Source organism: Dokdonella immobilis (genome assembly GCF_900115085.1).
In the GTDB taxonomy this organism is placed as follows: Bacteria; Pseudomonadota; Gammaproteobacteria; order Xanthomonadales; family Rhodanobacteraceae; genus Dokdonella; species Dokdonella immobilis.
Genome location: NZ_FOVF01000003.1, coordinates 1 through 25,099, shown reverse-complemented (window position 1 = coordinate 25,099; position 25,099 = coordinate 1). Strand labels below are relative to the sequence as shown.

At 63.6% G+C, this 25,099-nt stretch carries 25 protein-coding genes and 1 pseudogene; 18 read left to right on the top strand and 8 right to left on the bottom strand.

All coding sequences use genetic code 11. From position 1 onward, the window contains the following. Nucleotides 1–3: 3 nt before the first annotated feature. Nucleotides 4–3,111, top strand: a complete 3,108-nt coding sequence (locus BM125_RS20555; protein WP_245778772.1) for a PKD domain-containing protein — start codon at nucleotides 4–6, stop codon at nucleotides 3,109–3,111. A 108-nt stretch (nucleotides 3,112–3,219) separates the two neighbouring features. Here the strand turns inward: BM125_RS20555 and BM125_RS02815 are convergent, their stop codons facing one another. Then, nucleotides 3,220–3,486: a DksA/TraR family C4-type zinc finger protein gene (locus BM125_RS02815; RefSeq protein ID WP_092405154.1), complete on the bottom strand. Its 267-nt coding sequence runs from the start codon at nucleotides 3,484–3,486 to the stop codon at nucleotides 3,220–3,222. 181 nt (nucleotides 3,487–3,667) lie between these two features. Between BM125_RS02815 and BM125_RS02810 the strand changes: the two genes are divergently transcribed. Then, on the top strand, nucleotides 3,668–5,011 hold the full coding sequence (locus BM125_RS02810; protein ID WP_175497880.1) for an MATE family efflux transporter: 1,344 nt from the start codon (nucleotides 3,668–3,670) through the stop codon (nucleotides 5,009–5,011). Nucleotides 5,012–5,081: 70 nt separating this feature from the next. On the opposite strand, the gene BM125_RS02805 is transcribed toward BM125_RS02810, so the two are convergent. The 3 genes from BM125_RS02805 to BM125_RS02800 form a co-directional block, all read right to left on the bottom strand. Then, on the bottom strand, nucleotides 5,082–6,689 hold the full coding sequence (locus tag BM125_RS02805; protein ID WP_175497879.1) for an EAL domain-containing protein: 1,608 nt from the start codon (nucleotides 6,687–6,689) through the stop codon (nucleotides 5,082–5,084). 463 nt (nucleotides 6,690–7,152) lie between these two features. Further along, complete coding sequence (locus tag BM125_RS20120) at nucleotides 7,153–7,317, bottom strand: hypothetical protein (protein ID WP_175497878.1); 165 nt, start codon at nucleotides 7,315–7,317, stop codon at nucleotides 7,153–7,155. Between the two features lie 220 nt (nucleotides 7,318–7,537). Beyond that, a complete protein-coding gene (locus tag BM125_RS02800) occupies nucleotides 7,538–8,452 on the bottom strand; it encodes a LysR substrate-binding domain-containing protein (RefSeq protein ID WP_092404691.1) in 915 nt (304 codons plus the stop codon). A 108-nt stretch (nucleotides 8,453–8,560) separates the two neighbouring features. Here BM125_RS02800 and katG point away from each other — a divergent pair, with 108 nt between their 5' ends. Next, the gene (gene katG / locus BM125_RS02795) at nucleotides 8,561–10,750 is read left to right on the top strand and encodes a catalase/peroxidase HPI (RefSeq protein ID WP_092404689.1); all 2,190 of its coding nucleotides are present in this window, start codon (nucleotides 8,561–8,563) and stop codon (nucleotides 10,748–10,750) included. A 99-nt stretch (nucleotides 10,751–10,849) separates the two neighbouring features. Beyond that, a complete protein-coding gene (locus tag BM125_RS02790; protein ID WP_245778771.1) occupies nucleotides 10,850–11,428 on the top strand; it encodes a ferritin-like domain-containing protein in 579 nt (192 codons plus the stop codon). A gap of 231 nt (nucleotides 11,429–11,659) precedes the next feature. Here BM125_RS02790 and BM125_RS02785 read toward each other — a convergent pair whose 3' ends face one another. After that, nucleotides 11,660–12,577 (bottom strand): hydrogen peroxide-inducible genes activator, encoded by a 918-nt coding sequence (locus BM125_RS02785; protein ID WP_092404686.1) that lies wholly within the window; start codon nucleotides 12,575–12,577, stop codon nucleotides 11,660–11,662. A 196-nt stretch (nucleotides 12,578–12,773) separates the two neighbouring features. On the opposite strand from BM125_RS02785, the gene BM125_RS02780 reads away from it, so the two are divergent. From BM125_RS02780 to BM125_RS02725, 12 genes and pseudogenes are all read left to right on the top strand, one after another. After that, nucleotides 12,774–13,316 (top strand): MBL fold metallo-hydrolase, encoded by a 543-nt coding sequence (locus BM125_RS02780; RefSeq protein ID WP_139224832.1) that lies wholly within the window; start codon nucleotides 12,774–12,776, stop codon nucleotides 13,314–13,316. Between the two features lie 365 nt (nucleotides 13,317–13,681). After that, nucleotides 13,682–14,029, top strand: a complete 348-nt coding sequence (locus BM125_RS02775; RefSeq protein WP_092404683.1) for an ArsR/SmtB family transcription factor — start codon at nucleotides 13,682–13,684, stop codon at nucleotides 14,027–14,029. After that, nucleotides 14,026–14,811 (top strand): sulfite exporter TauE/SafE family protein, encoded by a 786-nt coding sequence (locus BM125_RS02770; RefSeq protein ID WP_092404681.1) that lies wholly within the window; start codon nucleotides 14,026–14,028, stop codon nucleotides 14,809–14,811. The genes BM125_RS02775 and BM125_RS02770 overlap by 4 nt, the downstream gene beginning before the upstream one ends. A 41-nt stretch (nucleotides 14,812–14,852) precedes the next feature. Further along, entirely contained in the window at nucleotides 14,853–15,293 is a 441-nt protein-coding gene (locus BM125_RS02765) for a protein tyrosine phosphatase family protein (RefSeq protein ID WP_092404679.1), read from the top strand. After that, nucleotides 15,290–16,039, top strand: coding sequence for an MBL fold metallo-hydrolase (locus BM125_RS02760; protein WP_092404677.1), 750 nt, complete (start codon nucleotides 15,290–15,292; stop codon nucleotides 16,037–16,039). The genes BM125_RS02765 and BM125_RS02760 overlap by 4 nt, the downstream gene beginning before the upstream one ends. A 231-nt stretch (nucleotides 16,040–16,270) precedes the next feature. Continuing rightward, nucleotides 16,271–16,897 carry a peroxiredoxin gene (locus tag BM125_RS02755; protein WP_092404675.1) on the top strand — a complete coding sequence of 209 codons (627 nt, stop codon included), beginning with the start codon at nucleotides 16,271–16,273 and terminating at the stop codon, nucleotides 16,895–16,897. A gap of 147 nt (nucleotides 16,898–17,044) precedes the next feature. After that, entirely contained in the window at nucleotides 17,045–17,257 is a 213-nt protein-coding gene (locus BM125_RS02750) for a YgaP family membrane protein (protein WP_092404673.1), read from the top strand. 271 nt (nucleotides 17,258–17,528) lie between these two features. After that, nucleotides 17,529–18,620 (top strand): bifunctional metallophosphatase/5'-nucleotidase, encoded by a 1,092-nt coding sequence (locus BM125_RS02745; protein ID WP_139224831.1) that lies wholly within the window; start codon nucleotides 17,529–17,531, stop codon nucleotides 18,618–18,620. Between the two features lie 212 nt (nucleotides 18,621–18,832). After that, complete coding sequence (locus BM125_RS02740; protein ID WP_092405150.1) at nucleotides 18,833–20,116, top strand: NAD(P)/FAD-dependent oxidoreductase; 1,284 nt, start codon at nucleotides 18,833–18,835, stop codon at nucleotides 20,114–20,116. A gap of 227 nt (nucleotides 20,117–20,343) precedes the next feature. Next, nucleotides 20,344–20,738: pseudogene (locus BM125_RS02735) on the top strand (transposase); the annotation flags it as partial. 180 nt (nucleotides 20,739–20,918) lie between these two features. After that, complete coding sequence (locus tag BM125_RS02730) at nucleotides 20,919–21,383, top strand: DUF2269 family protein (RefSeq protein ID WP_092404669.1); 465 nt, start codon at nucleotides 20,919–20,921, stop codon at nucleotides 21,381–21,383. Nucleotides 21,384–21,521: 138 nt separating this feature from the next. Continuing rightward, nucleotides 21,522–22,274 carry a GNAT family N-acetyltransferase gene (locus BM125_RS02725; protein ID WP_245778770.1) on the top strand — a complete coding sequence of 251 codons (753 nt, stop codon included), beginning with the start codon at nucleotides 21,522–21,524 and terminating at the stop codon, nucleotides 22,272–22,274. Nucleotides 22,275–22,330: 56 nt separating this feature from the next. Here the strand turns inward: BM125_RS02725 and BM125_RS02720 are convergent, their stop codons facing one another. From BM125_RS02720 to BM125_RS02710, 3 genes are all read right to left on the bottom strand, one after another. Next, entirely contained in the window at nucleotides 22,331–22,807 is a 477-nt protein-coding gene (locus tag BM125_RS02720; RefSeq protein WP_092404667.1) for a hypothetical protein, read from the bottom strand. Between the two features lie 126 nt (nucleotides 22,808–22,933). Beyond that, on the bottom strand, nucleotides 22,934–23,830 hold the full coding sequence (locus BM125_RS02715) for a c-type cytochrome (protein WP_092404665.1): 897 nt from the start codon (nucleotides 23,828–23,830) through the stop codon (nucleotides 22,934–22,936). A 111-nt stretch (nucleotides 23,831–23,941) separates the two neighbouring features. Further along, nucleotides 23,942–24,352 (bottom strand): DUF1801 domain-containing protein, encoded by a 411-nt coding sequence (locus tag BM125_RS02710; RefSeq protein WP_092404663.1) that lies wholly within the window; start codon nucleotides 24,350–24,352, stop codon nucleotides 23,942–23,944. 137 nt (nucleotides 24,353–24,489) lie between these two features. Here BM125_RS02710 and BM125_RS02705 point away from each other — a divergent pair, with 137 nt between their 5' ends. After that, a complete protein-coding gene (locus BM125_RS02705; protein ID WP_092404661.1) occupies nucleotides 24,490–24,726 on the top strand; it encodes a hypothetical protein in 237 nt (78 codons plus the stop codon). Continuing rightward, a partial coding sequence (locus tag BM125_RS02700; RefSeq protein WP_175497877.1) for a transposase occupies nucleotides 24,678–25,099 on the top strand: 422 nt, incomplete at its 3' end. The genes BM125_RS02705 and BM125_RS02700, both read left to right, overlap by 49 nt.

The following is a 25,099-nucleotide window of genomic DNA, read 5'->3' as shown; positions in this document are numbered from 1 at the left end:
TTGATGAATTTCCGTAATTGCACCTACGCCGGCATCCTGCTGGCGCTGCTGCTCGGTTGCAGCGGCTCCACCCTCGCAGCGGCCGAAACAAGCGTATCGAATGGCGTCCAGGTCGGCGAGCCGGTCTCTGCCGTCGGCATCGACGTCGACCTGCGCGACGTTCCGGTAGCCGCTGCCTGGCGGCCTGGAATGCCGATCAAGGAAGCGCACAAGCGCCAGTTCTTTCCGCCGGACCGGATCAACACCGCAGCACCCTCGTGGCTGCTGACCGAACCCGACCGCCTGCCCGAACTGCAGAAACTCTGGGACGACAACAAGTCGCCGTTCACCTCGCAGTACCGCTCGGAAACCCGGGTCAGCATCAACAACGGCAATACCGGCGTTTCGCCGGGCGATCCGGTGGTCGACGTCAGCGCCAGCCACATCATCTACGGCGTCAACGGCAGCAGCGGTACCACCTTCACGATCTACAACAAGTCCGGTACCAAGCTCGCAGGACCGACCACGTTCTCGTCGCTCGCGCCGACCGGCGACGGCTGCCGCACCTCGGTCAGCGACCCGATCGTGCTGTTCGATCGCCTCGCCAACCGCTGGTTCCTGCTCGAAATGGGCGGCAGCTCCTCGGCGGCCAAGATGTGCATCTACGTATCCAAGACTTCCGATCCGGTTTCCGGCGGCTGGTGGTTTTACGGATTCACGACCCCGACGCAGAACGACTACCCGCATTGCGGCGTCTGGAACGATGCCTATGTCTGTACCGACAACGAAGGCCAGAGCAACGTCACCGCCTACGCCTACGATCGCGCCAACATGCTCAACGGCGCGACAGCGCGCGCGCAGCAACGCTTCGCCAGCGTGCCGAAGCTGGCCGGTTACGGATTCCAGGCCCTGACCCCGGCCACCTTCATGGGTGACACCTCGCATGCCCCACCGGCATCGACCCGGCAGATCCTGGCCCGCCACAACGACGACGAGGCCCACGCCGGCACCTCGGCCGATACCACGCGCGACTTCATCGACCTGTACTCGATCAACATCGACTGGAACACGCCGTCGAACAGCGGTATCACCACGCTGCCGCGCATCCCGATCACCGAGTACAACAGCTGGTTCCGCAACTACTCGACGTTCGCGACCGTGCCGCAGCCGGGATCCACATCCCTGCTCGACCCGATCCGCGAGGTCATCCTCAACTCGCTCGTCTACCGCAACCTGGGCAGCTACGAGTCGATCGTCGGCCAGTTCGCCACCAACGTGAACGCGGCACGCACCGGCACCGTGGTCAATGCCGGTATCCGCTGGTTCGAGCTGCGCCGCATCGGCAGCGGCAACTGGACCCTGCAGCAGGAAGGCACGTTCGCACCGGGGGACACCAATACGCACCACCTGCTCGGCACGATCGCCACGGACAACAAGGGCAACATCGCGCTCGGTTACAACAATACAAAGACCAGCTCGCCGACCGTCTACGCCAGCCTCGGCTACACCGGTCGCATGGCGTCCGATCCAGCCGGCGTCATGACCCTCGGCGAGAACAACGTCGTATCCGGAGCGGCCGCCGAAACCTCGGGGCGCTGGGGCGACTACTACCAGATGGCGGTCGATCCGAGCGACGACTGCACGTTCTGGATGGTCGGCATGTACCGCCCGTCGGGCAGCTGGAACACGCGCATCCAGGACTTCAAGTTCAGCGACTGCGGCGCGCCGCCGAGCACGTATTCGATTTCCGGAACGGTATCGACCGGCTCCGGCGTCGGCATCTCTGGGGTCACCGTCAGCACCGGCTCGGTCAGCACGACGACCAATTCGAGCGGCGCCTACACCCTGACCAGCCTGGCCAACGGCAGCTACACCCTGACCCCGAGCCTCGGTGGCTACACGTTCTCCCCGACCAGCCGCAGCGTGACCGTGAGCGGGGCCAACGTCAGTGGCCAGAACTTCACCGGTACCGCCGCCAGCAACAACCCGCCGGTCGCCAACTTCAGCTTCTCGACCAGCGGCCTGGTGGCAAGCTTCACCGATACCTCGACCGACAGCGATGGTTCGATTGCCTCGCGTTCCTGGAATTTCGGTGACAGCACCACCTCGACGGCGACCAACCCGAGCCACACCTACGCCAGTTCAGGCACCTACAGCGTGACCCTGACGGTCACCGACAACGGCGGCGCCAGCAACGCGGTGACCAAGTCGGTCACGGTCAGCGGCGGCGGCAACGTGCTGGTCAACGGCGTCACCGTCAGCGGCCTGGCCGCGACCACCGGCAACGACGTCAACTACACGATGGACGTGCCGGCCGGCGCGACCGGTCTGAACTTCGTCATCTCCGGCGGTACCGGCGATGCCGACCTGTACGTGAAGTTCGGCAGTGCACCGACCGATACGAGCTACGATTGCCGCCCGTACAGCAATGGCAACTCGGAGTCCTGCCCGGTCGCGACCGCCCAGGTCGGCACCTACTACGTGCGCGTGAAGGCCTATGCCAGCTTCACCGGCGTCTCCCTGACCGGCAGCTACTCGATCGCAAGCAACAATCCGCCAACGGCGAATTTCAGCTTCTCCTCGAGCGCGCTCGTGGCCAGCTTCACCGACAGTTCGAGCGACAGCGACGGCACGATCGCATCGCGCTCGTGGAACTTCGGTGACGGTGGCACTTCGACGGCGACCAATCCGAGCCATACTTATGCCTCGGCGGGCACCTACAGCGTCACCCTGACGGTGACCGACAACGATGGCGCCAGCAATGCCACGACCAAGTCGGTCACGGTCAGCAGCGGCGGTGGCTGCACGCCATCCGGTACGGTCCTCTGCAATGGCACCGTCATTACCGGGCTCTCGGCAACCAAGAACAACTGGACGTCGACCTACACCCTGGTGGTTCCGGCAGGTGCGACCAACCTGTCGTTCAACATGTCCGGGGGAACCGGCGATGCGGACCTGTATGTCCGTCTCGGCTCGGCGCCGACGACCAGCAGCTACACCTGCCGTCCGTACACGTCAGGCAATACCGAAACCTGTTCGTTCGCGGCACCGACGGCCGGCACCTACTATGTGCGGATCCGTGCCTATGCCACCTTCTCGGGAGTCAGCCTGACGGCCAGCTACACCCCGTAAGTCGTCAAGACGATTTTCCGATCCGAAGGAAACACCCCGCGGCGGCCGGAGCGATCCGGCCGCCGTTTTTTGTGCCCGGGGAAGTACCCGTGCCGAATCAGTTTCCAGTCAACGCAGCTGGCTGTCCTTGCTGCCGCGCCGGTTGATGCCGGCAACACCGCGCTCTTCGCGATCACGCGCCTCCTGGCAATTCACGCACAGACGCACGCCAGCGACGGCCTTGCGCCGTGCTTCGGGAATCGGCGCCTCGCATTCCTCGCAATGGCTCAGACCCGGGCCGTTGCGCAGCTTGGTGCGCGCCCGCTTGATGCCATCCTTGATGGTCGCATCGATCTGGTCCTGCACGGCGCCATCGCCTGCCCAGCCGGTTGCCATGTTCGCCTCCTTCGGATGCACCTGCACCCTACTCTGTCCAAGGTGAGGATAGCGCCGGACTATTCAAGCATCAGCGGCGAGCCAGGCCGGGCTCATCCGCTTTCCACAGTTGCCTGGAGTCGTGCAAACTGCGGCGTTCACCCAAGGGTCCGGCCGGACCCGATTTCACTCGTGGAACCCCATGAAAGACCTGACCGAAGGCCCGATCGCCGGCCATATCGTGCAAATGGCCGTGCCAATGGCCGTCGGCATGCTGATCCAGACCCTCTACTTCCTGGTCGACCTGTATTTCGTCGCCCAGCTCGGCGATTCGGCCATCGCCGGCGTCAGCGTGGGCGGCACCGTCATGTACATCGTGCTCGGACTGACCCAGATGCTCGGCGTCGGCACGGTCGCGCTGATCTCCCATGCCGTCGGCCGCAAGGATGTCGATGACGCCAACCTCGTTTTCAACCAGTCGCTGGTACTGAGCGCGCTATGCGCGGCGCTCACGCTTGCGCTCGGCTACGGACTCGGCGACAGCTACCTGCGCAGCATCGGTGCCGATGCGGAAACCACCGCAGCCGGATTGACTTACCTGCACTTCTATTTGCCGGGACTGGCCCTGCAGTTCGCCCTGGTCGCGATGGGCTCCGCACTGCGCGGCACCGGTATCGTCAAGCCGACCATGATCGTGCAGGTGCTGACCTTGCTGCTGAATATCGTCCTCGCCCCGATCCTGATCGCCGGCTGGGGCACCGGTCATGCGCTCGGCGTCGCCGGCGCCGGACTCGCCAGCTCGATCTCGATAGCGATTGGCGTAGTCATGATGGCGGTCTATTTCCTGCGCATGGAGAAGTACGTCGCCTTCCACGGCGAACTGTGGCGACCGCGCCTGCACACCTGGAAACGCATGCTCGGCATCGGCTTTCCGGCCGGTGGCGAGTTCGCCCTGATGTTCGTCTTCATGGCGGTGATCTACACCGTGATTCGCGATTTCGGCGCCGCCGCCCAGGCCGGATTCGGCGTCGGCGGGCGGGTCATGCAGTCGATCTTCCTGCCAGCCATGGCCATCGCCTTCTCGACGCCGGCCGTTGCCGGACAGAATTTCGGCGCACGCAAGCCCGAACGGGTTCGTGAAACGTTCCGCACGGCCGTGCTGATGAGTTGCGTCGTAATGCTCGCGCTGACCCTGCTCTGCCAGTGGAATCCGGCATGGCTGGTCTCACGGTTCACCAGCGAACGCGACGTCATTGATACAGGGGCCCAATTCCTCCGGATCATTTTGCTGAACTTCGTCGCCCAAGGCATCATCTTCACCTGTTCGGGCATGTTCCAGGCACTCGGCAATACCTGGCCTGCCTTGCTCAGCACGACCACGCGTCTGTTGATCTTCGCCGTCCCGGCGCTCTGGCTGTCGCACCAGGACGGATTCCGGATCGAGCATGTCTGGTACCTCTCGGTGGCCACGGTGACCTTGCAGGCCGCGCTCAGCTGGCTGCTCCTGCGTGGTCAGATGCGCCGTCGGCTGGCCACGATTACCTGAGCCTGCCCCATTGCGGGCGCGCAACAGGCAGGCGACCAGGTAAGGATCGGCGACTGCGCTCGGGTCCGACTCAGATCGAAACGGAAAAGTCGTGGTCGAGTCGCGGACCGATCGCGCCGAGGGCGTGGCCGCGCAGGTGATCGACGCCGAGGCTGCCGAGCAGGGCCACCGCCCGGGTCTCTTCGACCGCGTCGACAATCAGGCTGCGCCCCTTCGACTTCCAGGGGGCCACCGCCGCGCGGAATTCATCAGCGGAAACCGAAGCCGCGACCGCATGCCGCAAGCGCAGGAAGTCCGCCGGAAGTTTCGACCAGGTGGCGACCTCATCCAGCGTCTCGCCGGTGTCCGAAAGGCCGATGCGCACGCCGTAATGACGCAGGCGCACGATCCGTTTCACGCTGTCCTTGTCGAGCAGGACCGGTCCCGCCATCAGTTCGACGATCAGGCGTCCGAGCAGATGCTGGCGCCTGCGCAGTTCCGCCTCGAACCAGCGCCACGGAATGTCCTTGAGGGTATCGAGTTCGATCGGCACGATGACCTGCGTGCCACGACCACGCGCATGTTCCTGCTCGAGGGTCTCGAATGCATGAAACAGGCTCATGCGGTCGATCATGACCATGGCCCCGGCCTCGCGGGCCAGACGCAGGTATTCGTCGCGGTACACGCCACCGAGCGGAGCCCGGTAATCGCGCAGCTTCGCATGCACCGAATAGATCTCGGCGGCGGCGGAATGCAGGGGCATCAGTGGCTGGTACTCGATCATCACGTTACCGCCGGTCTTGGCCTCCTCGACCCACTCGCGGATGATCAGTACGCGCTCGGCCGGCATCGGCTCGAAGTCGCGGGTCAGCAGGCCTTCGCAACGATTGCCGCCGTGCCGGCAGGCAATGCCCTGGGCGGCGTGCGCCGAGGCAAACCATTGCTGGCCGACGTCGTCGCGGTTCTCGCTGGGCGAAAGCGCCAGGCCGACCGAAACGGACAGGCTCATGGCTTCGTCATTGATCGCGAACGGCTCATCGGCGACGCTGGCGCGCAGCCGATCGGCCAGTTCCCAGATTTCCTCGCTGGTCTCGCGATGAACCAGTACGCCGAATCCGAACTCCAGCCAGATCGTCGTGACATCCTGCTTTTCGAGGACGCTGGCGATCCGGGCGCAGATCCTTTCCTCGAGATCGATCACGGCGATCCTGCTCAGCTGGGCATTGAGCTTCGGGGCCTGATCGACCTGCACCGCCATCAGGGCGCAACAACCATCCGCAGCCGAACCTGCCACGGCAGCAAGGTGGGAAAGAAACACGGCGCGGCGAACCATGCCTCCGCGCACTTTCGGCGGGCCCGGCCGGGCGTCATTGGCCGGACCGAGCGCTTCGTGCAACTGGGTCAGTCCGCGGGCAACGCTGCCGCTGAGCGACGGCTTGCCGATCTCGGCCCAGGGCGAGACCACCAGGGCCGACGCTCCGGGGCCATGCAGCGCTGCGGGAATGCGCTCGGAACTGCCGCAGTTCGTCACCAGCCAACCGGCGTTGACCCATGGCAACTGCCAACCCTCCGGAAGCTTTTCAGCGGGTGGAACCAGCAGGATGACATTGCGCTTGCGCATGTCCACGGCCATGCGCAGGGGCAGGTCGCTGCGTTCAGCGTCCTCGGCGAGTTGCGGCTGGGCTGATTCCGTTCTCATAGGGGTGCATCGATTCAGGTCGACGCACCCGTCAATGCAAGGGTCGCGCCACCTCCGGATCGCGATAGTGCCGTCAGCGGCGACTGGACCCGCGACACACATGGACATCAAGTGACAAGGCTGACCCTGCAGGGACATACCCGCATGTGATGCCGTTCACAGTCCTGCAAACAGGGTGGATCAGCGGCGTTTTCACGGACCCGCGAACTGGCTTCCTGTCTTCACCTGGCCGACGCCAACCGGGGCCGGCAATCTACTCTCCGGTATGCGGAAGCGAATCGCGCCGCGGACAGGCGATACAGCGCCGGATCGAGACCTGCGGCCCTGGATGCCGCCCGGCCCGGAGGGGGAACGGGTGGACCTTGGTTTCACACGGCTCTTCGCGATTGAGGGATAGCGGGCTCTATCGCCGAATGAGCGGAAAGCCGTGTGGAATCAAGGGGCAAGTGAGCGCGGGTGGGATTCATGAATAGTCCGAGTAGTCCAGGCGTCCGTCATTTGTATCGGCCTCGGCGCCAGCGCCCTGTTCCTGGCCAGATCGCAATTCGACCGCCACGGCTGGCTGGCGACCGGTTTCGCCATCCGCGCCCTGCTCGCCCTCGCCAGAAGCGCCGCCAATGCGATGCATTGGAACGGCGCGTACATGAACAATCCGGCACCGGCGTTCCTGGCCACCTTCATCTCGGCGCATTCTTCGTTTGATGCCGGTACCGAGTGGGTCATTGCGCCGGGCTGTGTGCCGACCCTGTACCGCCTGATCCAGGACGAACTGACCCGGTCCAATACTAGGATCGGCAGCGATTCGTGTAAAAGCAGACAAAAGATTATTAAATCATTATGCCAACCAACTATTTATTGGCCGAATAGGCTTGGCGGATCGTCGTGGCAACCTGGCGCAAGGCGGCGTCGAAGGCATAATGCTTCCGCCACACAAGACCGATCGTGCGCCCGGGCGGGGCCCCGGAGAAGTCGCGAACGCACAGCTCCGTGTCCGTAACTTCGTGCGGTAAGGCAAGCTTCGGAACCAGGGTTACACCCGCCCCTCCCGCGACCATTTGAACCAGGGTCGTGAGACTGGTGCCCCGGAAGGCGTCAACGTTTGCGCTGCTGCGCGTGCAGAATGCGGTGGCTTGCTCGCCCAGACAGTGCCCCTCCTGCAATACGAGGACAGTGGCATCACGAAGCTCGGCAATGCCGACTTGTGCCTTGCTTGCGGCCAGTGCATGGCCGCGGGGTGCGACCAGGACAAATGGATCCTCGGCGATGATCTCGCGCTCGACATCGCCGATGTTCGCCTCGATCGCGAGGAGTACGGCGTCGAGTGCGCCGGTCTCAAGGCTTCGCACCAACAACCGGGTCTTGTCCTCGACCCAGGAAAACTTCAGGCGCGGGTAGGCCTCGCGCAGTGCGGGGGTCAAGCGCGGTAGCAGGTACGGCGAGATGGTCGGGATCACGCCGATGCGCAGCGAGCCCGAAAGCGGATCGGTTGAGCGCCGCGCGAGTTCCTCGAGGTCGCCCATCTCACGGAGGATGTGCCGGGCACGTTCGATGAATTCTCTCCCGGCGCCGGTAATGATGACACGCCGCTGATCGCGCTCGAACAGTCGAATGCCAAGTGCCTGCTCCATCTGGGCGAGCTGCGTGCTCAGTGCCGGCTGCGAGACGAAACAGGCTTCCGCGGCCTTTCGGAAGCTGAGTGAATCGGCCACCGCCACGGCGTACTGGAGCTTTCTCAGTGTCACGTGATGCTGGGGAACATTCATAACTTAAAGTTATCATATCCATGCAAAAAATGTCTTGGGAATTATCACTGGGCTACGCGCACAGTGGGCGCCCGAATGGCCTCAAGGCCCAATGCGAGGAAGAAGCCCATGTCAGCTCAATCCAAATGCCCGTTTGCGCCCACCGCAGCAGCCAGTGCAGTGAGTTCCAATCGAGAGTGGTGGCCCAATCAACTGAATCTCAAGATCCTGCATCAGTACGCCCCACCGACGGACCCCATGGGGCCGTCGTTCAACTACGCCGAGGAATTCAAACAGCTCGACCTCAAGGCCCTGAAGCAGGACCTGTACGCGCTGATGACCGATTCGCAAGACTGGTGGCCAGCAGACTACGGCCACTATGGACCACTATTCATCCGCATGGCCTGGCATGCCGCCGGCACCTACCGCATTGGCGACGGGCGCGGCGGCGCTGGCATGGGCCAGCAGCGGTTCGCGCCCCTCAACAGCTGGCCCGACAATGTCAACCTCGACAAGGCGCGCCGCCTGCTGTGGCCAATCAAGCAGAAGTATGGCAACAAGCTGTCCTGGGCCGATCTGATCGTGCTCAGCGGCAACTGCGCCCTCGAGTCGATGGGCTTCAAGACCTTCGGCTTCGGCGGCGGCCGCGCCGACGTGTACGAACCCGACGAATCAGTGTACTGGGGTTCGGAAACCGACTGGTTGGGCGACCAGCGCCACGGCACCCAGCGCGACATTGAGAACCCGCTCGCGGCGGTGCAGATGGGCCTGATCTATGTCAACCCCGAAGGGCCGGGCGGCAAGTCCGATCCGGTGCAATCCGGCGAGTTGGTGCGCGAGACCTTCGCCCGCATGGCGATGAACGACTACGAGACCGTGGCGCTCACTGCGGGCGGCCACACTTTCGGCAAGTGCCACGGCGCCGGTGATGCCGCGCTGGTCGGCCCCGCGCCGGAAGGCGCCGATATCGAGAACCAGGGCTTCGGATGGATCAGCAAGCACGGCACCGGCAAGGGCGGCGACCAGATCGGCAGCGGCCTGGAAGGCTCGTGGACGCCCACACCGACCACGTGGGACATGAGCTATCTGGACGTTCTGCTAGGCAACGAATGGGTGCAGGCCAGGAGTCCAGCCGGGGCCCAGCAGTGGGTGCCCAAGCAGAATACCGACCGCAACATGGCACCTGCTGCGCATGACGCCTCGAAGAAGGTGCCGATCATGATGACGGACGCCGACATGGCGATGCGCTATGACCCGAAGTACGAAAAGATCGCGCGCCATTTCCATTCGCACCCGGAAGAGTTCGCCGACGCCTTCGCCCGCGCCTGGTTCAAGCTGACCCACCGCGACATGGGTCCGAAGGTGCGCTACCTCGGCGCGGAAGTGCCGGCCGAAGAGCTGATCTGGCAAGACCCGGTTCCAAAGGGCAATCACAAGTTGATCGGCGACCGCGAAATCAACGCGATCAAGACCAGGCTGCTGGGATCGGATCTGTCGGTGCGTGACCTTGTGTACACCGCGTGGTCCGCGGCCTCGACATTCCGCGGCTCCGACAAGCGCGGCGGCGCCAACGGCGCACGTATCCGCCTCGCGCCGCAAAAGGACTGGGAAGTCAACCAGCCGACGCAGCTGGCCAAGGTGTTGAGTACCCTGGAAGGCATCCGGGAAGATTTCAACAAGATGGCCCCGGGCGGCAAACAGGTCTCGCTCGCCGACCTGATCGTGCTGGGCGGTTGTGCCGCCATCGAGCAAGCCGCGAAAGAGGCTGGCCACCCGGTGACGGTGCCGTTCAAGCCGGGCCGCACGGACGCGTCCCAGGAACAGACCGACGTGGAGTCCTTCGCCGCGCTCGAACCGGTTGCCGATGGGTTCCGCAACTACCGCAGCGACAGGTTCAAGGAAATCGCCAGCGAAGCATTTCTGGTGGACAAGGCGCAGCTGCTGACACTCACCGCGCCGGAAATGACCGTGCTGGTCGGTGGCTTGCGCGTGCTGGGCGCCAACCACGGCGGCAGCGAGCACGGCGTCTTCACCGATCGTGTCGGATCGCTGACGAACGACTTTTTTGTCAATCTGCTCGACATGCGCAACGAGTGGAAGCCGACCTCTGACGCCAAGGAGACGTTCGAAGTCCGCGACCGCAAGACGGGCAAGGTCAAGTGGACGGCCACCCGCGTGGACCTGGTGTTCGGATCGAACTCCCAGCTGCGCGCGATCGCGGAGGTCTATGGTCAGGACGATGCGCATGGCAAGTTCGTCGAGGACTTCGTCGCAGCCTGGAACAAGGTGATGAACGCGGACCGCTTCGATCTGGCGTGATCCCGTCGGTCAAGAGATTCCACTCGCGACGAGCGTCGGTCGTCATTGCGCCGCAAGACGCAATGGCGACTTCCATGCACCTAACGGTGAGTCTACGGATTGACTCACGAGCACCCGGGCCATGAGGTGGAACCAGGGGCAAGCAAGCGCTCTCTTACAGACGTGAAAGCATTGCGGGAACGAGCGAGGCGGCACATCGGACAAGCTGCCGTTACGCCGGGCTATGCCGCCGACCGGAAGGCGGTGGTTGGCATCCTGAACGAGGCGCTTGCCACCGAGATCTTCTCCGTGCCGCGCTACAAGCGGCACTTCTTCATGGCGACCGGGATCAATGCCCAGGGCGTCGCGCAGGTGTTTCTGCGGCACGCCAACGAAGCGCAGTTGCGCGCCGACCAGGTTGCGCAACACATCGTGCACTCGGGGGCGAGCCGAACCCGCCTCCCGAAGGACTGCTTGCTGTCGCGCAGCCATTCGGAGTACGTCGAAGGATCGGGCCTGCTCGACATGATCAAGCAGAACCTGGTCGCCGAGCGTGCCGCCATCCACAGCTGCCGCGAAATGATCGCGTATCTCGGCAACGACAACCCGACCGTCCGGCGCATGCTTGAGGGCATCCTGGCCATGGAGGATGTGCACACCTGGGATCGGGTCAGTCTGTGGCTGGAATTGGGTCGGTAGTGCAGTCCTCACGCCGTCGTGCCGGTCGGCACCGTCGCGTCCATGCTGCACGTAGCTGCTCAACCACGGGTGGTTCAGGGGCCCTCTCGCTTGCGTTCCGCGGTGCAATGCGGTGGGTTGACAACCGCGCTGCGATCGGCCCGAGGCGATTGGCGCGCTAACCTCGCCCTCCAGGCCCTTCAGTCGCCACGCTCGGACTGACGCAGAACCAAACCGACAGCGCTGCGCTGCTCATGCTTCTGACCAAGGCTTGATTGTCTCAAGCGCCCATCCACGCAGAAACTCTCCGAAGACGCTGAACGATTCGGAGCGTGCCGAGGCGTTGCGCCAACACAGGCCGATCGTCCGCGCGTTCGCATCGCGCAGCGGCTTCACCACCACATCATGGCCCTGAAGTATGCCGCCGTTGATCGCCAGGTCGGGAAGCAGGGTCGCGCCCAAGCCTTCGCCGACCATGGCCGCCAACGTGTGCAGGCTGGTGGAGGTGAAGCTTGCTCCCTCGGACCGTGCCGCCTGCTCCAACAACGGAAGGGCGTGGCTATGCAGGCAGTGGCTGTGTTCCAGCAGCAGCAGGTTCTGCGCATCAAGATCGGACGCCGTGACACGCTGGCAGCTGCGCGGCGCATTTGCCGAGGCATACCGGTAGGCGTCCTCGAACAGCATGAAGGTCTTGAGCGCCCCGGTTTCATACGGAAACGCCATCAGCGCTATGTCCAGGCGTCCGTCGCTGATCCGCTCCAGCAGGTTTTGTGTGGTGTCTTCACGCAGATTCAGGCGCAAGCGAGGAAATCGCCTGCCGATAGCCGGCACCAGGCGGGGTAGCAGGAACGGAGCTATGGTGGGGATCACCCCCAAATCGAAGGTGCCCGACATCGGGAGGCCTTCTTCGTTCGCAGCCTGCACAAGGGCTTCTGCATCCTTGAGCAATTTGCGCGCGTATTCGCCGATGCGGCGGCCCGAGGGCGTGATGACCACGCAGCGCTTGGTTCGTTCGGCCACGCTGACTCCCAATGCCGACTCCAGTTCGCGAATACCCGCGCTCAGCGTCGACTGAGTGACGAAGCAGGCAGCCGCGGCTTTGCCGAAATGCTGATGCTCCAGCAGGGCAACCAGAAACCTCAGGTGGCGGAGGTTGGGGAGCTGAGGCATTCCAGACTTCCATTGGGCGGAACAAACGGGGGGCGCTTCTGCGTGACCTGTCCGGTGGAGGGTGCGCCGGGCGGGAGCCTGGACCCCATGCAAATATATAGGATAAATCGATCACAGCAATAAGATTAATTCGTTTTACATGTTCAGCAAACCGGCGCACTGTGGACCACGAAAAAACTGCAAGCCGAGGTCTTCGATGCATCCGACACCATCCCGTGACAAACCTTCAGTCAACCAGCCATTGGTGCCGGGCCGCTTCGATCAATCCACCAACACCAACAGCCATGTCGTGGAGGACCCGGCTAGCAAGGCTTGCGCCATCATCGATCCGGTAATCGATCTGGACTGCGCCGGCGGCCGTACTTCATTCGATCATGCCGGGCGGCTCATCCGGCACGTGGCGGATCGCGGTCTGGAGGTCGACAGGCTGTTCGAGACCCACGTCCACGCCGATCACCTCTCGGCACCACCCTATTTGCAGCAGCAGTTGGGTGGCCGGATCGGCATTGGCGAACGAATCGTCGAAGTCCAGCAGACCATTGGCAAGGTGCTTGAGGAAGGCACCGAGTTTCAGCGCGATGGCAGTCAGTTCGACACCGGAGGGATGGCAGCCGGGCGAAAAGGTGTTGGTCGGGGCAGCGAAGTCCGCCGACTAGCTGAAAGCACGAATGCAAGAAGGACTGGATACCACCGACTGGTACTTCCCGATGAAGCCCGTGGGCTAGTGCGCCCGCAATGAACCGGACTGCGTCAAAACCTGTTTCCCCAACCCGCGCGTGCCAAATGCTGCCTGAAACTGCTAGCCCGGGCGATTCAGGAATACGCGTGATGATCGCGCAGGACCTTGGATCCACGCGGTTTTTTGCGATTGAGGGGGGGTAGCGGTCCCCATCGCCGAATGAGCGGAAAGTCACGTGGATTCAAGGCGCAAGCGAGCGCGCGTGTATGTCATGAAGAGTCCGGGTTAAGGACTGGATCAATAGATATCAGCGTGGCCGCGGCTGGACTTGCGGGCTCATGCTTAGCCCATTGCAGTTTAGTTTAGATCTTTCTAATATAAAATTCCCGCGATTCTTCATCTGGCATTCCCCAGGCCACACTTTCATGACCCACGCAACAAAGAAGACCGCCCGCGCCCTGCCCTCGCCAGAGGACATGGCAAGCCACGCCGATGAAGCCGCGACGCTACTCAAAACGCTGGCCCATCCAGCGCGCCTGCTGGTGCTGTGCCAGCTGGTCGAGGGGGAAGCCTCGGTCGGCGAGCTGCAGCCGCTGACCGGCTTGAGCATGTCCGCGCTGTCGCAGCATCTGGCGGTGCTGCGCGAGAGGAATCTCGTGAGCACACGCCGCGAGGCACAGACGATCCACTATTCGCTGGCGGAGGGTCCGGCGGCCAGCGTGCTCGCCGTGCTCTATGGTACCTACTGCGGCGACCCGGAGGCCGATCGATGACCGCGCTCCAGTTCGTGATGGGCGCCCTGTCCGGCGGCGTCGTCGGCTTTACCCTCGGGCTGGTCGGCGGCGGCGGCTCCATCCTCGCGGTGCCCCTCATGGTCTACCTGGTCGGCATTCACGACCCGCATGTTGCGATCGGCACCAGTGCACTCGCGGTCGCAGCCAACGCACTGATCGGTCTGACCAACCATGCCCGCAAACGCAACGTGAAGTGGCGTTGCGCCGCAGCGTTCGCCACTACCGGCGTGCTCGGAGCATGGTTCGGGGCAATGCTCGGCAAGGCGATAGACGGACAGAAACTGCTTGCACTGTTCGCGCTGTTGATGCTCGTGGTTGCCGGCATGATGTTCCGCTCGCGCGGGCGCGAAGGTGATCCGACGGTGGTTCTAAACCGCGGCAACGCGCCGAAACTGCTGGGGTCGGGCGCGGCTACCGGCCTGCTGTCGGGTTTTTTCGGTATCGGCGGCGGCTTCCTGGTGGTGCCGGGGCTTATTGCGTCGACCGGCATGCCGATCCTTTTCGCGGTCGGCTCGTCGTTGCTCGCGGTGACGGCCTTCGGGCTGACCACCGCGTTGAGCTACGCGAGCTCCGGGCTGGTCGCCTGGTCGCTCGCGGCGGTATTCATCGGCGGCGGTGCGGTCGGCAGCCTGTTCGGCACCCGCTTGGCCACGCACCTGGCCGGCCGCAAGGGCGCGCTCAACGTGGTGTTCGCCGGCCTGATCATCGCCGTCGCGCTTTACATGCTGTATCGCACCGCAGGCGAGCTCGGCTGGATCTGACCCGTCGTTCTCCACCACACCATCTTTCAAAGGAGACTCCCATGGACGCACCTTTCCCCTACGCTGACGGCCATTACGCGGGCGGACAGCCAACGCCTGCGCAACTTGCCGGGCTCGCGCGCGCAGGCGTGCGCACCGTGATCAACCTGCGCGCACCAGACGAGCCCGTGGAGTACGATGAAGCCGCGGAAGCCGCCCGGCTCGGGTTGCACTACGTGCCACTGCCGATCACCGGCGCTGCCGACCTCGACCGCGAGCGCGTGCGCCAATTTGGGCGAGCGCTCGATGAGGCGCGCCGGGCGGGCGGCGTACTGATCCACTGCGCCAGTGCCAACCGGGTGGGCGCGATTGTCGCTCTGGACGAGGTGTTCAACCGCGGTTGCCCGCTGCACAGCGCGCTTGAACGCGGCCGCGAGGCCGGCCTGAAGGCGCTGGAACCGGCGGTAGTCATGCTCGCCCAGCACGATGGAGCGCAGCGATGATTTTCCGCCAGATGTTCGAGCCCGTATCCTCGACCTACACCTATCTGCTCGGCTGCGCCGACACGGGCGAAGCTGTGCTAATCGACCCGGTCATGCCCACGTGGCAGCGCGACCTCGATGTGGTCAACGGTCTCGGCCTGCGGCTGGTGATGACCATCGACACGCATATCCACGCCGACCACATCACTTCCGCCTCGCTGCTCAAGCGTGAGGTCGGCAGCCGCATCGCCACGCCCGCGCTCGATGCGCTGCCATGCACCGATGTCGGCTTCGAGGATGGAGTGCCGCTGCAGATTGGTGGACTGCGGCTCGACCCGATGCACACGCCCGGCCACACCGACAATCATTTCGCCATCGGCGCGGGCGACCGCGTGTTCACCGGTGATGCGCTGTTGATCGACGGTTGCGGGCGTACCGATTTCCAGAGCGGCGATTCGCGCGCGCTGTACGAGAGCGTGCGCGGCCGGTTGTTCGCGCTGCCTGGCGATACCCTCGTTTATCCGGCACATGATTACAAGGAACGCCGGGTCTCAAGCATCGCGCAGGAGAAGCAGCGCAATCCGCGCCTGGGCGGGGACCGCACGCTGGAGGATTTCGTGCGGCTGATGGAAAACCTGGACCTGCCTTACCCGAAGTTCATCGATTATGCGGTTCCCGGCAACAAGCGCTGTGGCGTGTGTCCCGACGACCTGCCCGAGCACCTGCGCGAGTACTGCAGCGACATGGCCGCAAGCCGGCAAGGCTGAACGGATGACCCGGAACAGACCATTGCACGAGGAGGTCCCATGACACACGCGTTCCCCACTTCAAGATCGGCGGCATGGCCATGCTGGCAGCCATCCTGATGCTTTCGTCGCGATCCTACGATGTAGAGCACGATCGAAGCCATCGAAAGGTTCGATTCTCTGTCCCGCCATCGAGCCGGCGATTGCCTTGAAACACAACTTTCCCTTCACCACCAACCAAAGGAAATGCAAATGAGCCTGAAACTCAGCGACACCGCACCGAACTTCCAGATCGCGACGACCACCGGCGACATCGATTTCCACCAGTGGGCCGGCGATTCCTGGGTATTCTTTTTCAGTCATCCGGCGGACTTCACGCCGGTGTGCACCACCGAGATGGGACGCACCGCGCAGCTGGCCCCGGAGTTCGCCAGGCGCAATGTCAAGCCGCTGGGCCTGTCGACCGACTCGGTCGAAGAGCACCTGAAATGGATCAAGGACGTCGACGCCACCCAGAACACTACGCTGGAGTTCCCGATCGTCGCCGATGCCGACCGCAAGGTCGCCGAGCTGTACGGCATGATCCATCCGGGGCAGAGCGACACCGCCGCGGTGCGTTCGGTGTTCATCATCGATCCGCAGAAGAAGATCCGACTAACCATGACCTATCCGATGTCGGTGGGGCGCAATTTCGACGAGATCCTGCGCGTGATCGATGCGCTGCAGACCTCGGACAAAAGCCGCGTTGCCACCCCGGCCGACTGGCGCCCGGGCGACAAGGTGATCATCCCGCCGTCGATCAGCAATGACGAGGCCAAGACGTTGTTCCCGCAAGGGTGGGACGAGATCCGCTCCTACCTGCGCATGACTTCGCTATAAGCCCGGGGGGCTGTGCGAAGGTCAGGGCAACCCTCGGCCTTCGCCGACCCGCCGTTGAATATCACGCTGCATTCAGCCGCGGCATGTCTCACTGTTTCATTTGCTGAAAGCAGCCAGTGACCAGCAACCCTCAGCGGAGCAACTTTCATGAAAAAAAATATGGGTACGGTCGACAGGACCATTCGCGTCATCATTGCCATCGGGATCGTCGTCGCATATTTCACGGGTCTGATGAGTGGCACGCTGGCGATCGTGCTGGGCATCGTCGCCGTCGCATTCCTGCTGACCAGCCTGATCGGCATGTGCCCGGCATATGCGCTACTGGGGATCTCCTCGTGCCCCCGGAGCGAACGCACCTGAGCGCTTGCGCATGGGTTGCGCAGGCAGCGACCTCCCGCGCAGTGCACGAATAGGGACCAGCACGGCGTGTCGCCAGATGCCGGCACAACCGACTGGAGACGCCATGCCCTGCCTGACCGTGCTTCAACTCAACGATCTCCACAGGTATCTCGAGCCGCATCCGGAAATGGTGCGCGGCGAGAACGGCGAATGACGGTTCGCGACGCTGGGCGGCCGGGCGCGCATCGCTGGCCTGTTCGACCGCGTCCGCGCGGAGCGGCCTGGCACGGTGGTGACCCTGGACAACGGCGACACCATCCATGGCACCCACGTGGCGGTGGCCAGCAAAGGCTTGGCGCTGGTGCCCACAATGAACGCACTCGCCTTCGATGCGATGGCAGTGCATTGGGAGTTCGCCTATGAACCGGACGGCGTGCAGCGGATCGCCGAGCATCTCGACAATCCGATGGTGGCGGTCAACTGCCACCGCAAGCACGACGACCAGCTCTTCCTGCCGCCCTGGCGCATGGTGACCCGCGCCGGATTGCGCATCCCGATGATCGGGCTGGCCTGCCCGATCATCGACAAGTCCATGCCGCCGTCGTTCAGCGAGGGCCTTTATTTCACCATCGGCAACGTCGAACTGCCGCGCTGGATCCGCCACGTGCGCGAGGAGGAAGGCGCCGAACTGGTCATCGTGCTTTCGCATCTCGGTTTCCCGCAGGACGTGAAGCTTGCAGGCGAGGTCGCCGGCATCGACATCCTGGTCAGCGGGCATACCCACAACCGCATGGATAGGGCGATCGTGGTCAACGGCGCGATCATTCTCCAGTCCTGGCACCATTGGGCGTTCGTTGGCCGCCTCGACGTCGAGGTGGAGGCGGGACGCATCGTCAACCATCACCACTCACTGGTGGCGATCGACCAGTCGATCGATCCCAACCGCCATGTCGCAGCACTGGTCGATGCCACACTCGACGCCGAACGCAACGCCATGGCGGAAGCGATCGGTCGAACCGACGTGCCGCTGCATCGCTACGCCATGTCGCACGCGCCGATGGATGACCTGCTGGTGGCGGCCATCGCCGAGGCCGCCGTGACCAAGGTCGCGTTCTCCAACGACTGGCGCTACGGTGCGCCGATCCCGGTCGGCTCGATCATGCTCGGCGACCTTTGGAACATCGTGCCGATGAATCCGCCGATCTCCACCACCGAGCTGACCGGCGCGGAGATCCGCCAGATGATCGAGGCCAACCTCGAGCGCACCTTCGCCGCCGACCCCTACCAGCAGATGGGCGGCTACGTGGAACGAATGGCGGGCGTGCAGGTCTATCTCGGGGCGGAGAATCCGCAGGATCATCGCATCGACCGCCTGTTCGTCTAAGGCGAGCCCGTCGCGGAAGAGCGCGTCTACCGCTGCGCCTTTGTCACCGAACAGGGCGTGAGGGCGCCTTGGCCGACATCGCAAGCGACTTGGCGTGCATGCGATCGACGCGCTGCGTGCGCTTCTCGAGCGTCCGTGGCGGGGGGCCGCGCACGGCCGAATCCGTCCTGGAAATCCAGGAAAGCCCAAATACCGGAGAATGATCAATGCCCATGTTCGACAAAAAACCACACGTCCTCGTCCTTGGCGGGAATTTCGCGGGCCTCGCTTGCGCGCAGAAGATCCGCCATTACCTCGGTGACGCCGCGCGCATCACGGTGATCGACAAGAAGAGCTACCTGCTCTACATCCCCAACATTTCCTCCGACGTGTTCGAGGATCGGAACCCGGCACTCCACCAGCGCCTGGATATCGTCCCCGTCCTGGCCAGGGAGGACATCGACTTCATCCATGGCGAGGTCACTGGCGTCGATGTCGACAAGCGGACCGTGACCTTCGTTCCGGCCGAGCGTGGCGGCGCGGAGGCGCATGTCGAAGCCTACGACTACGTGGTCTTCGCGCTGGGCAACCGGCTCGCCTTCGACAGGATCGAAGGATTCGTCGATTTCGGGCATACCGTCACCGACATCTACCACGGCGAAAAGCTGCGCCAGTACCTGAAGCGCGAATACCGCGGCGGGCCGATCGCGATCGGCTCGGCGCGCTTCCACCAAGGCGACGGCGCCGACGGCCTGGTCCCTTATCCGGGCGGCTCGATCCCGCGTGCGCTGGCTGCCTGCGAGGGGCCGCCGGTGGAAGTGATGATGTCGATGGCGACCTGGCTCAAGGACAATGACAAGGGCGAGCCGAACAAGATCACCGTGTTCACGCCGGGAAAGATGATCGCCGAGGACGCCGGCGAGGAAGTGGTCAAGCAACTGCTCGATCTGGCCACCAGGATGGGCTTGAACTACTGGCACGACACGCAGGACATCACGCGGCTCACCGCCGAAGGCATCGAGTTCGCCGATGGCCGTTTCCTGCAGGCCGAACTGAAGATCATCTTCCCCGACTGGCGCGCCCACGATTTCCTCAAGGGCCTGCCGGTCAGCGATTCCGAAGGCTTCATCCGCACCAACCTGTGCATGCAGAATCCCGACTACCCGGAAGTCTTCGCCTGCGGCGACTGCGCGGCGGTCACGGTGCCCAAGCTCGGCGCGATCGGACACCAGCAATCGGACATCGTCGGACTGCAGCTGGGCAAGGCCTTCGGCAAGGTCGACCCGGAAAAAGCGGACCAGCCGCTGAAGCCCGAGGTGCTGTGCATCGGCGACATGGGCGATGGCAAGGCATTCTGGATCCACTCCAACAGCTGGTTCGGCGGCGACATCCAGAAGCTCAAGCTCGGCCGCGTGCCGTATTTCCTGAAGATGCGCTACCGCGACCTGTTCTTCGCCAACGACGGCAAGATCCCCGCCTGGGGACTGGACGCCGCGGAGATGATCGCCGAACGCTGATGACAGACCAACCGACCCGGGCTCCTTGCTGCAGGTGCATCGTCCAGACCGGTATCGCGTCCGCTGCCACTGGCGCGGCGCGAAAGCCACGGTTTTTCTGACCCTCGGCATTCATTGCGAATGTGCAGCGTCGGTTTCCTGGCAACTCCGGTTTGGACGTGTCGACAAACGCGGCAAAATGTGGCTTGAACTGCTGCGGAACAGCAAACGCATTGCGCGTACCGTTCCTCGGGCTGCTCAAGCGACGGCATCGGAGGGCGGAGTTCCTGCAGTTCCTCAAGACCATCGATGCGCAAGTCCCGGCAGAACAGGATATCCACCTGATCATGGACAACTACGGAACACATGAAACCGACAAAATGCGCGCCTGGTTCGCCGCACGACCGCGCTACCACGTGCACTTCACGCCGACCTCGGCTTCATGGCTCAATCTGGTCGAGCGGTTCTTCGGAGAAATCAGCGAGAAGTGGATCAAGCGCGGCACGCACATCAGCGTATCAGGGCTGGAGCAGTCCACTAGTTCTACATCGAAAACAACGCCGAACCCAAGTCTTTCATTTGGCCCAAGAGTGCAGACGCCATCCCGGCTTCCGTGGCGCGGGCAGCGGCCAAGATTCGTTAGCCTTACTCTTGAGACACCGCAATAGCCTTGCCAGCGATCGTCCTCGCTGAGGGTCGGGCAGATCGGTAGACCAACAGCTGGCACGCGACCGTCGATTCGCCGAAATGGGTGACGACCGGCATCTTCTTGCCGCGCAACCCGGCGGACTAGAGTGAAATCCTGCCAACCCGGGGAATTTCGATGATTGCGATTTATGCGCTGTTCAAGCTCCTCCAGGTCGTGGCCGTGGTCGTGTTCCTCGGCAATGCCTCGCTCGGCCTGTTCTGGGTGGCGCACGCGGAAAGCACCGGCGACGCGCGAATGATCGGCCATGCCATGCGCGGCATCATCCGCGCCGATCGATGGTTCACGATGCCCGGCATCGTGCTGATCGTCGGCGGTGGCGTGGCTGCGGCGGTCAGCGGCGGCCTCAAGATGCTGTCAGTCGGCTGGATCCTCGGCGCGATCTTGATGTTCGGCCTGTCCGGGCTCTTGTTCGGCATGGCCCTGTCGCCGCTGCAACGGCAAATCGTTGCTGCCACCGACGCGAACGCCGACTTTCAGGCGACGCAAGCGATGTTGCGCCGATGGCACGTGCTGGGCTGGCTGGCCCTGCTGCCCTTGTCGCTCGCCGTGGCGATGATGGTGCTCAAGTGGCCGGCCTGAGCGAACCTGCCCTGCGCATGCCTCGGGGAATCGCCGGGCACGGCTCCGAACCGGACCGATGGATGCGGCCCCCGACCGGCCCGGCTCGCACGCATCGTTAGGCATGGCAGCGGCCGTGGCGACGGCAAATGCCATGCTTTGGCCATCGCTTGCAACGAGCACGCAGATGGATTTCAATCGGCCAACCACGAGAGGAAATCGACGCTGACACACGCACTTGATAATCCATTCTGGTCCTCGCTTGCGTCCCGCCATCGCGACATCTCGATTCGCAGCGGCAAGGCTGCACGCTATCCGCCTGACTACGCACCCTTTCTCGGCGTCGCGGACACGGCGGGCGTTGCCGAGGCCGACCTCCAGGCGCTGGTCGGCAGCGGCGAAACCGTCTACCTGCTCGGCGTGGCAGCTTCGCTCTCCGATGCATGGCAGCTCGAGATCGACCAGCCCCTGACCCAGATGATCCGTACCTCGCCGATCGATTTAGACGAGGGAACCGACATCATCGAACTCGGCCTCGCGCATCGCGAGGATGCCATGGCCTTGACCGCCCTCGTCTATCCGCACTTTTTTCGTTCCAGGACCATGGAACTGGGCCGCTACTTCGGCATCTATCGGGACGGTCGCCTCGCAGCCATGATCGGCGAGCGACTCGGTACCGACGAGTTCCAGGAAATCAGCGCGGTCTGCACGCATCCGGACTTCACCTGCCAGGGCCTGGCGCAACGCCTGCTCGGCATGCTCACCAACGACAACCTGCGGCGCGGACGCACGCCCTTCCTGCATGTCAGCCGCCAGAACACGCACGCGATCTCGCTGTACGAACGCATCGGCTACACGCATCGCCGCAACATCGACTTCTGGTCGCTGCGACGAAAGTCAGCCGACGCCTAGGAGCCTGGGCGGCACCGCATCCGGGCCGGTCGCTCATGTCGATTGTCTTTCGGGTCTTACGGCAGTTTCACATCGAAAGCGAGGTCGACCTTGATCGGCTCGTCGAAGATGTCGGCGTCGGCCCCTGAAACCAGTTTGCCGCTGATCCGGCCATTGGCGATCTTGACGTTCTTCACCTCGAGAATGCCGGTCGCGCTGGCGCCCATGTGTTTGAGCGCGGTGTGCCCGAACTCGGCGCCGATCACGCTGTAGCCATCGCTGTCCTTCATCAGGGTGATGACCAGGGCATTGCCGAAATCGCCGAAAGCCGCGTGGAAGTCCGGCTGTTTGTCAGCGCTGGCATCCTTCTCGGTAAAGACCAGCTTGGTAGTCGGGTTGCCCGAGAATGGTTCACCGGCCAGGGCCAGCGCGAAGGCCAGTTTGCCGTCCTGGCCATTGGCACGATAGGTACCGTCCACCGGCTTCGCGGCCACAGCGTGCGCGGCAAGTAAAGCAACAAATACGAACAGGAACGAACGAATCGCGGATTTCATGCGCAAGCTCCTTCTCATTTCGAAATGTAGCGACTATGCGTGGTCCGGGCCGTCGGGCAATGGACCGACCGCTACTGCGGCACGGCACGGTCTGCCAATGGTGCTCCGGTCGTGGTGCACCCGCAATCAGTGCTGGCCGTGCGGCTTGGACGGCAGGCTGTGCAGAAACGCATAGAGCGCGCTGATCTCCTCATCGGACATGTGTTTGGTCGCCGAGACGGGCATGAACTGCGTCTGCAGTTTGCGTCCGCCGCGGGCTATACCTTCGCGCAGCGCAGTGCGGAAGTCGGCTTCGCTCCAGTCCGCCAGGCCGCTCGAGTGCGGGGTAAGGTTTGCCGCATCCGGCCAGGACGGCGGCGTTCCCGGAATATGGCCGCCGGAAAGTCCCTTGCCGTGGCAACCGACGCAGGCCGACGAAAGGTAGGCGCCATAGGCTGCTGTCGGTCCGGCCACGGGTTGATCGGGCCTGGCTTCGTGATCGACGATTTCCGCTGGCAGCAGGGGCACCTTCCCGGCCACGAACAACGCGCGACCAATGGGGCCCACCCGGTTCGCAGGTGGCGTCTTGTCGACTGCCGGCACGCTGTGCAGGTAGGCCAGCAGGTCGCCCATGTCCTGATCGCTCAGGTGGCTGAATTCCTGCGAGGGCATGAACAGTAGCGGGCGCCCTTCCTTGCCGACGCCATGACGGATGGCACGAACCAGGTCCATGTCGCTGAATTTTCCGCCAGGCCCCGCCGGCGTCAGATTCGGTCCGGAAAGTCGCGCAAACAGCGGATCATCGATGAAAGTCGCGCCGCCCATATCGCTGCCATGGCAATCCCGGCAACCGCGGATCGCCGCGACATGCGCACCACGTTCGACCGCGCCCGGATCGCTCGAAACGGGGGGAACCGCAGGCTCGATCGCATAGACCTTCGCCATCCGCTGCTCGCTCAGCACGTAGACCGCAGCGAGCAATACCCCGACCACCACGACGACGACCACCACAATACGGACCAGCCACTTCACCAGCCTGCGCATGTCGCTCCCCCTATGGACCCAACACCCGGTGGCGCAGTCTAGAGCCTGGCAATCGCGATTTGCCAACGGGGCCCTTTCCCGTATGGCTACCGGGCTTCAGTGCTGCAAGGCTTAGCCCGCGACCCGAGCCGGTACATGTTGCACCCACTGGCGGACGATGTGTTGCACCGAAGCAATCCGCGTTGCAACGGTGCCGGAGGCTGGAAAGCTGATGCAAGCGCGATCCGGCCCCAACCATTGCAGCAGACCGTCCGGATCCTCAATCGAATCGCGGGCGATGGAACTCTTCTTAACGCCGAGGTGCAGGATGAGCTGAAGCGGAACCTTGCCGTTCAGCCGCATGGTGGCGAAGTGCTCGCCGGTAAAAAAGCTAGGAGCGTTCCACTTGATCTCTTCCCCGATCCCGCGGGCTGACGCAAGGATTGCGCGGCGCAATGCCTCGACATCCTCCCGCAGCGGCGGTTCAAGGCCGGAAATGTAGTCGGCGACGGAATCTGCCAAAGGCGACTTGCGACTGCCCATACTAGCTCCTGCGCGGGCTAACGTAGCTGTAGAAGAAAATCCCCACAGCCTATCATTCGTCCTGTCCGCAACAAAGCGAAAAATGGGGCGAAGCAGCCATGGTGCAATACGGGCACTGCGACCCTGAGCAGACCAGGATGATCGCGGTGTTCTACGGCCGACAATTGCTGCCCGGGATCTTCGAGCATGCGCTGAGCTACCTGATCGACAACGAGATCGATCTCGGGCGCTTTGCTGCACGCTTCAAGAACGACGAGACCGGTGCGCCGCCCTACGATCCGGCCCTGATGCCGACAGCGCCACCCTCAAGAGCGGCCACGGTGTCGTGCAAGGCTATATCGGTGTCGCCGCCGTCGATGGCGCCCATCAGGTGATTGTGGAGGCGCAGGCTCATGGCAGCCCACAGGACCACGACCTGCTCAAGCCGGTGATCGATGGCCTGCGCGGACACTTGGCCGCCATCGGTGAAGCGGGCAGCGCCGATGGCGCGGCCTACCTGGCCGACGCCGGCTACCACAGCGAACGCGGCCTGAAGGCGCTGGCCGAGGACGGGATTGACGGCTATATCGCCGATGGCCAGATGCGCCAGCGCGACCCGCGCTACGCCGGGCCGAGCGTGCACAAGCGCCCGAGCACGGCCAAGACCTTCCTGCCACGGGATTTCACCTTCGATCCAGAGAACGGCACCTGCCTATGCCCGGCCGGAAAGTCACTCAAGCTCAACAGCGCCAATGCGATCATCAACGG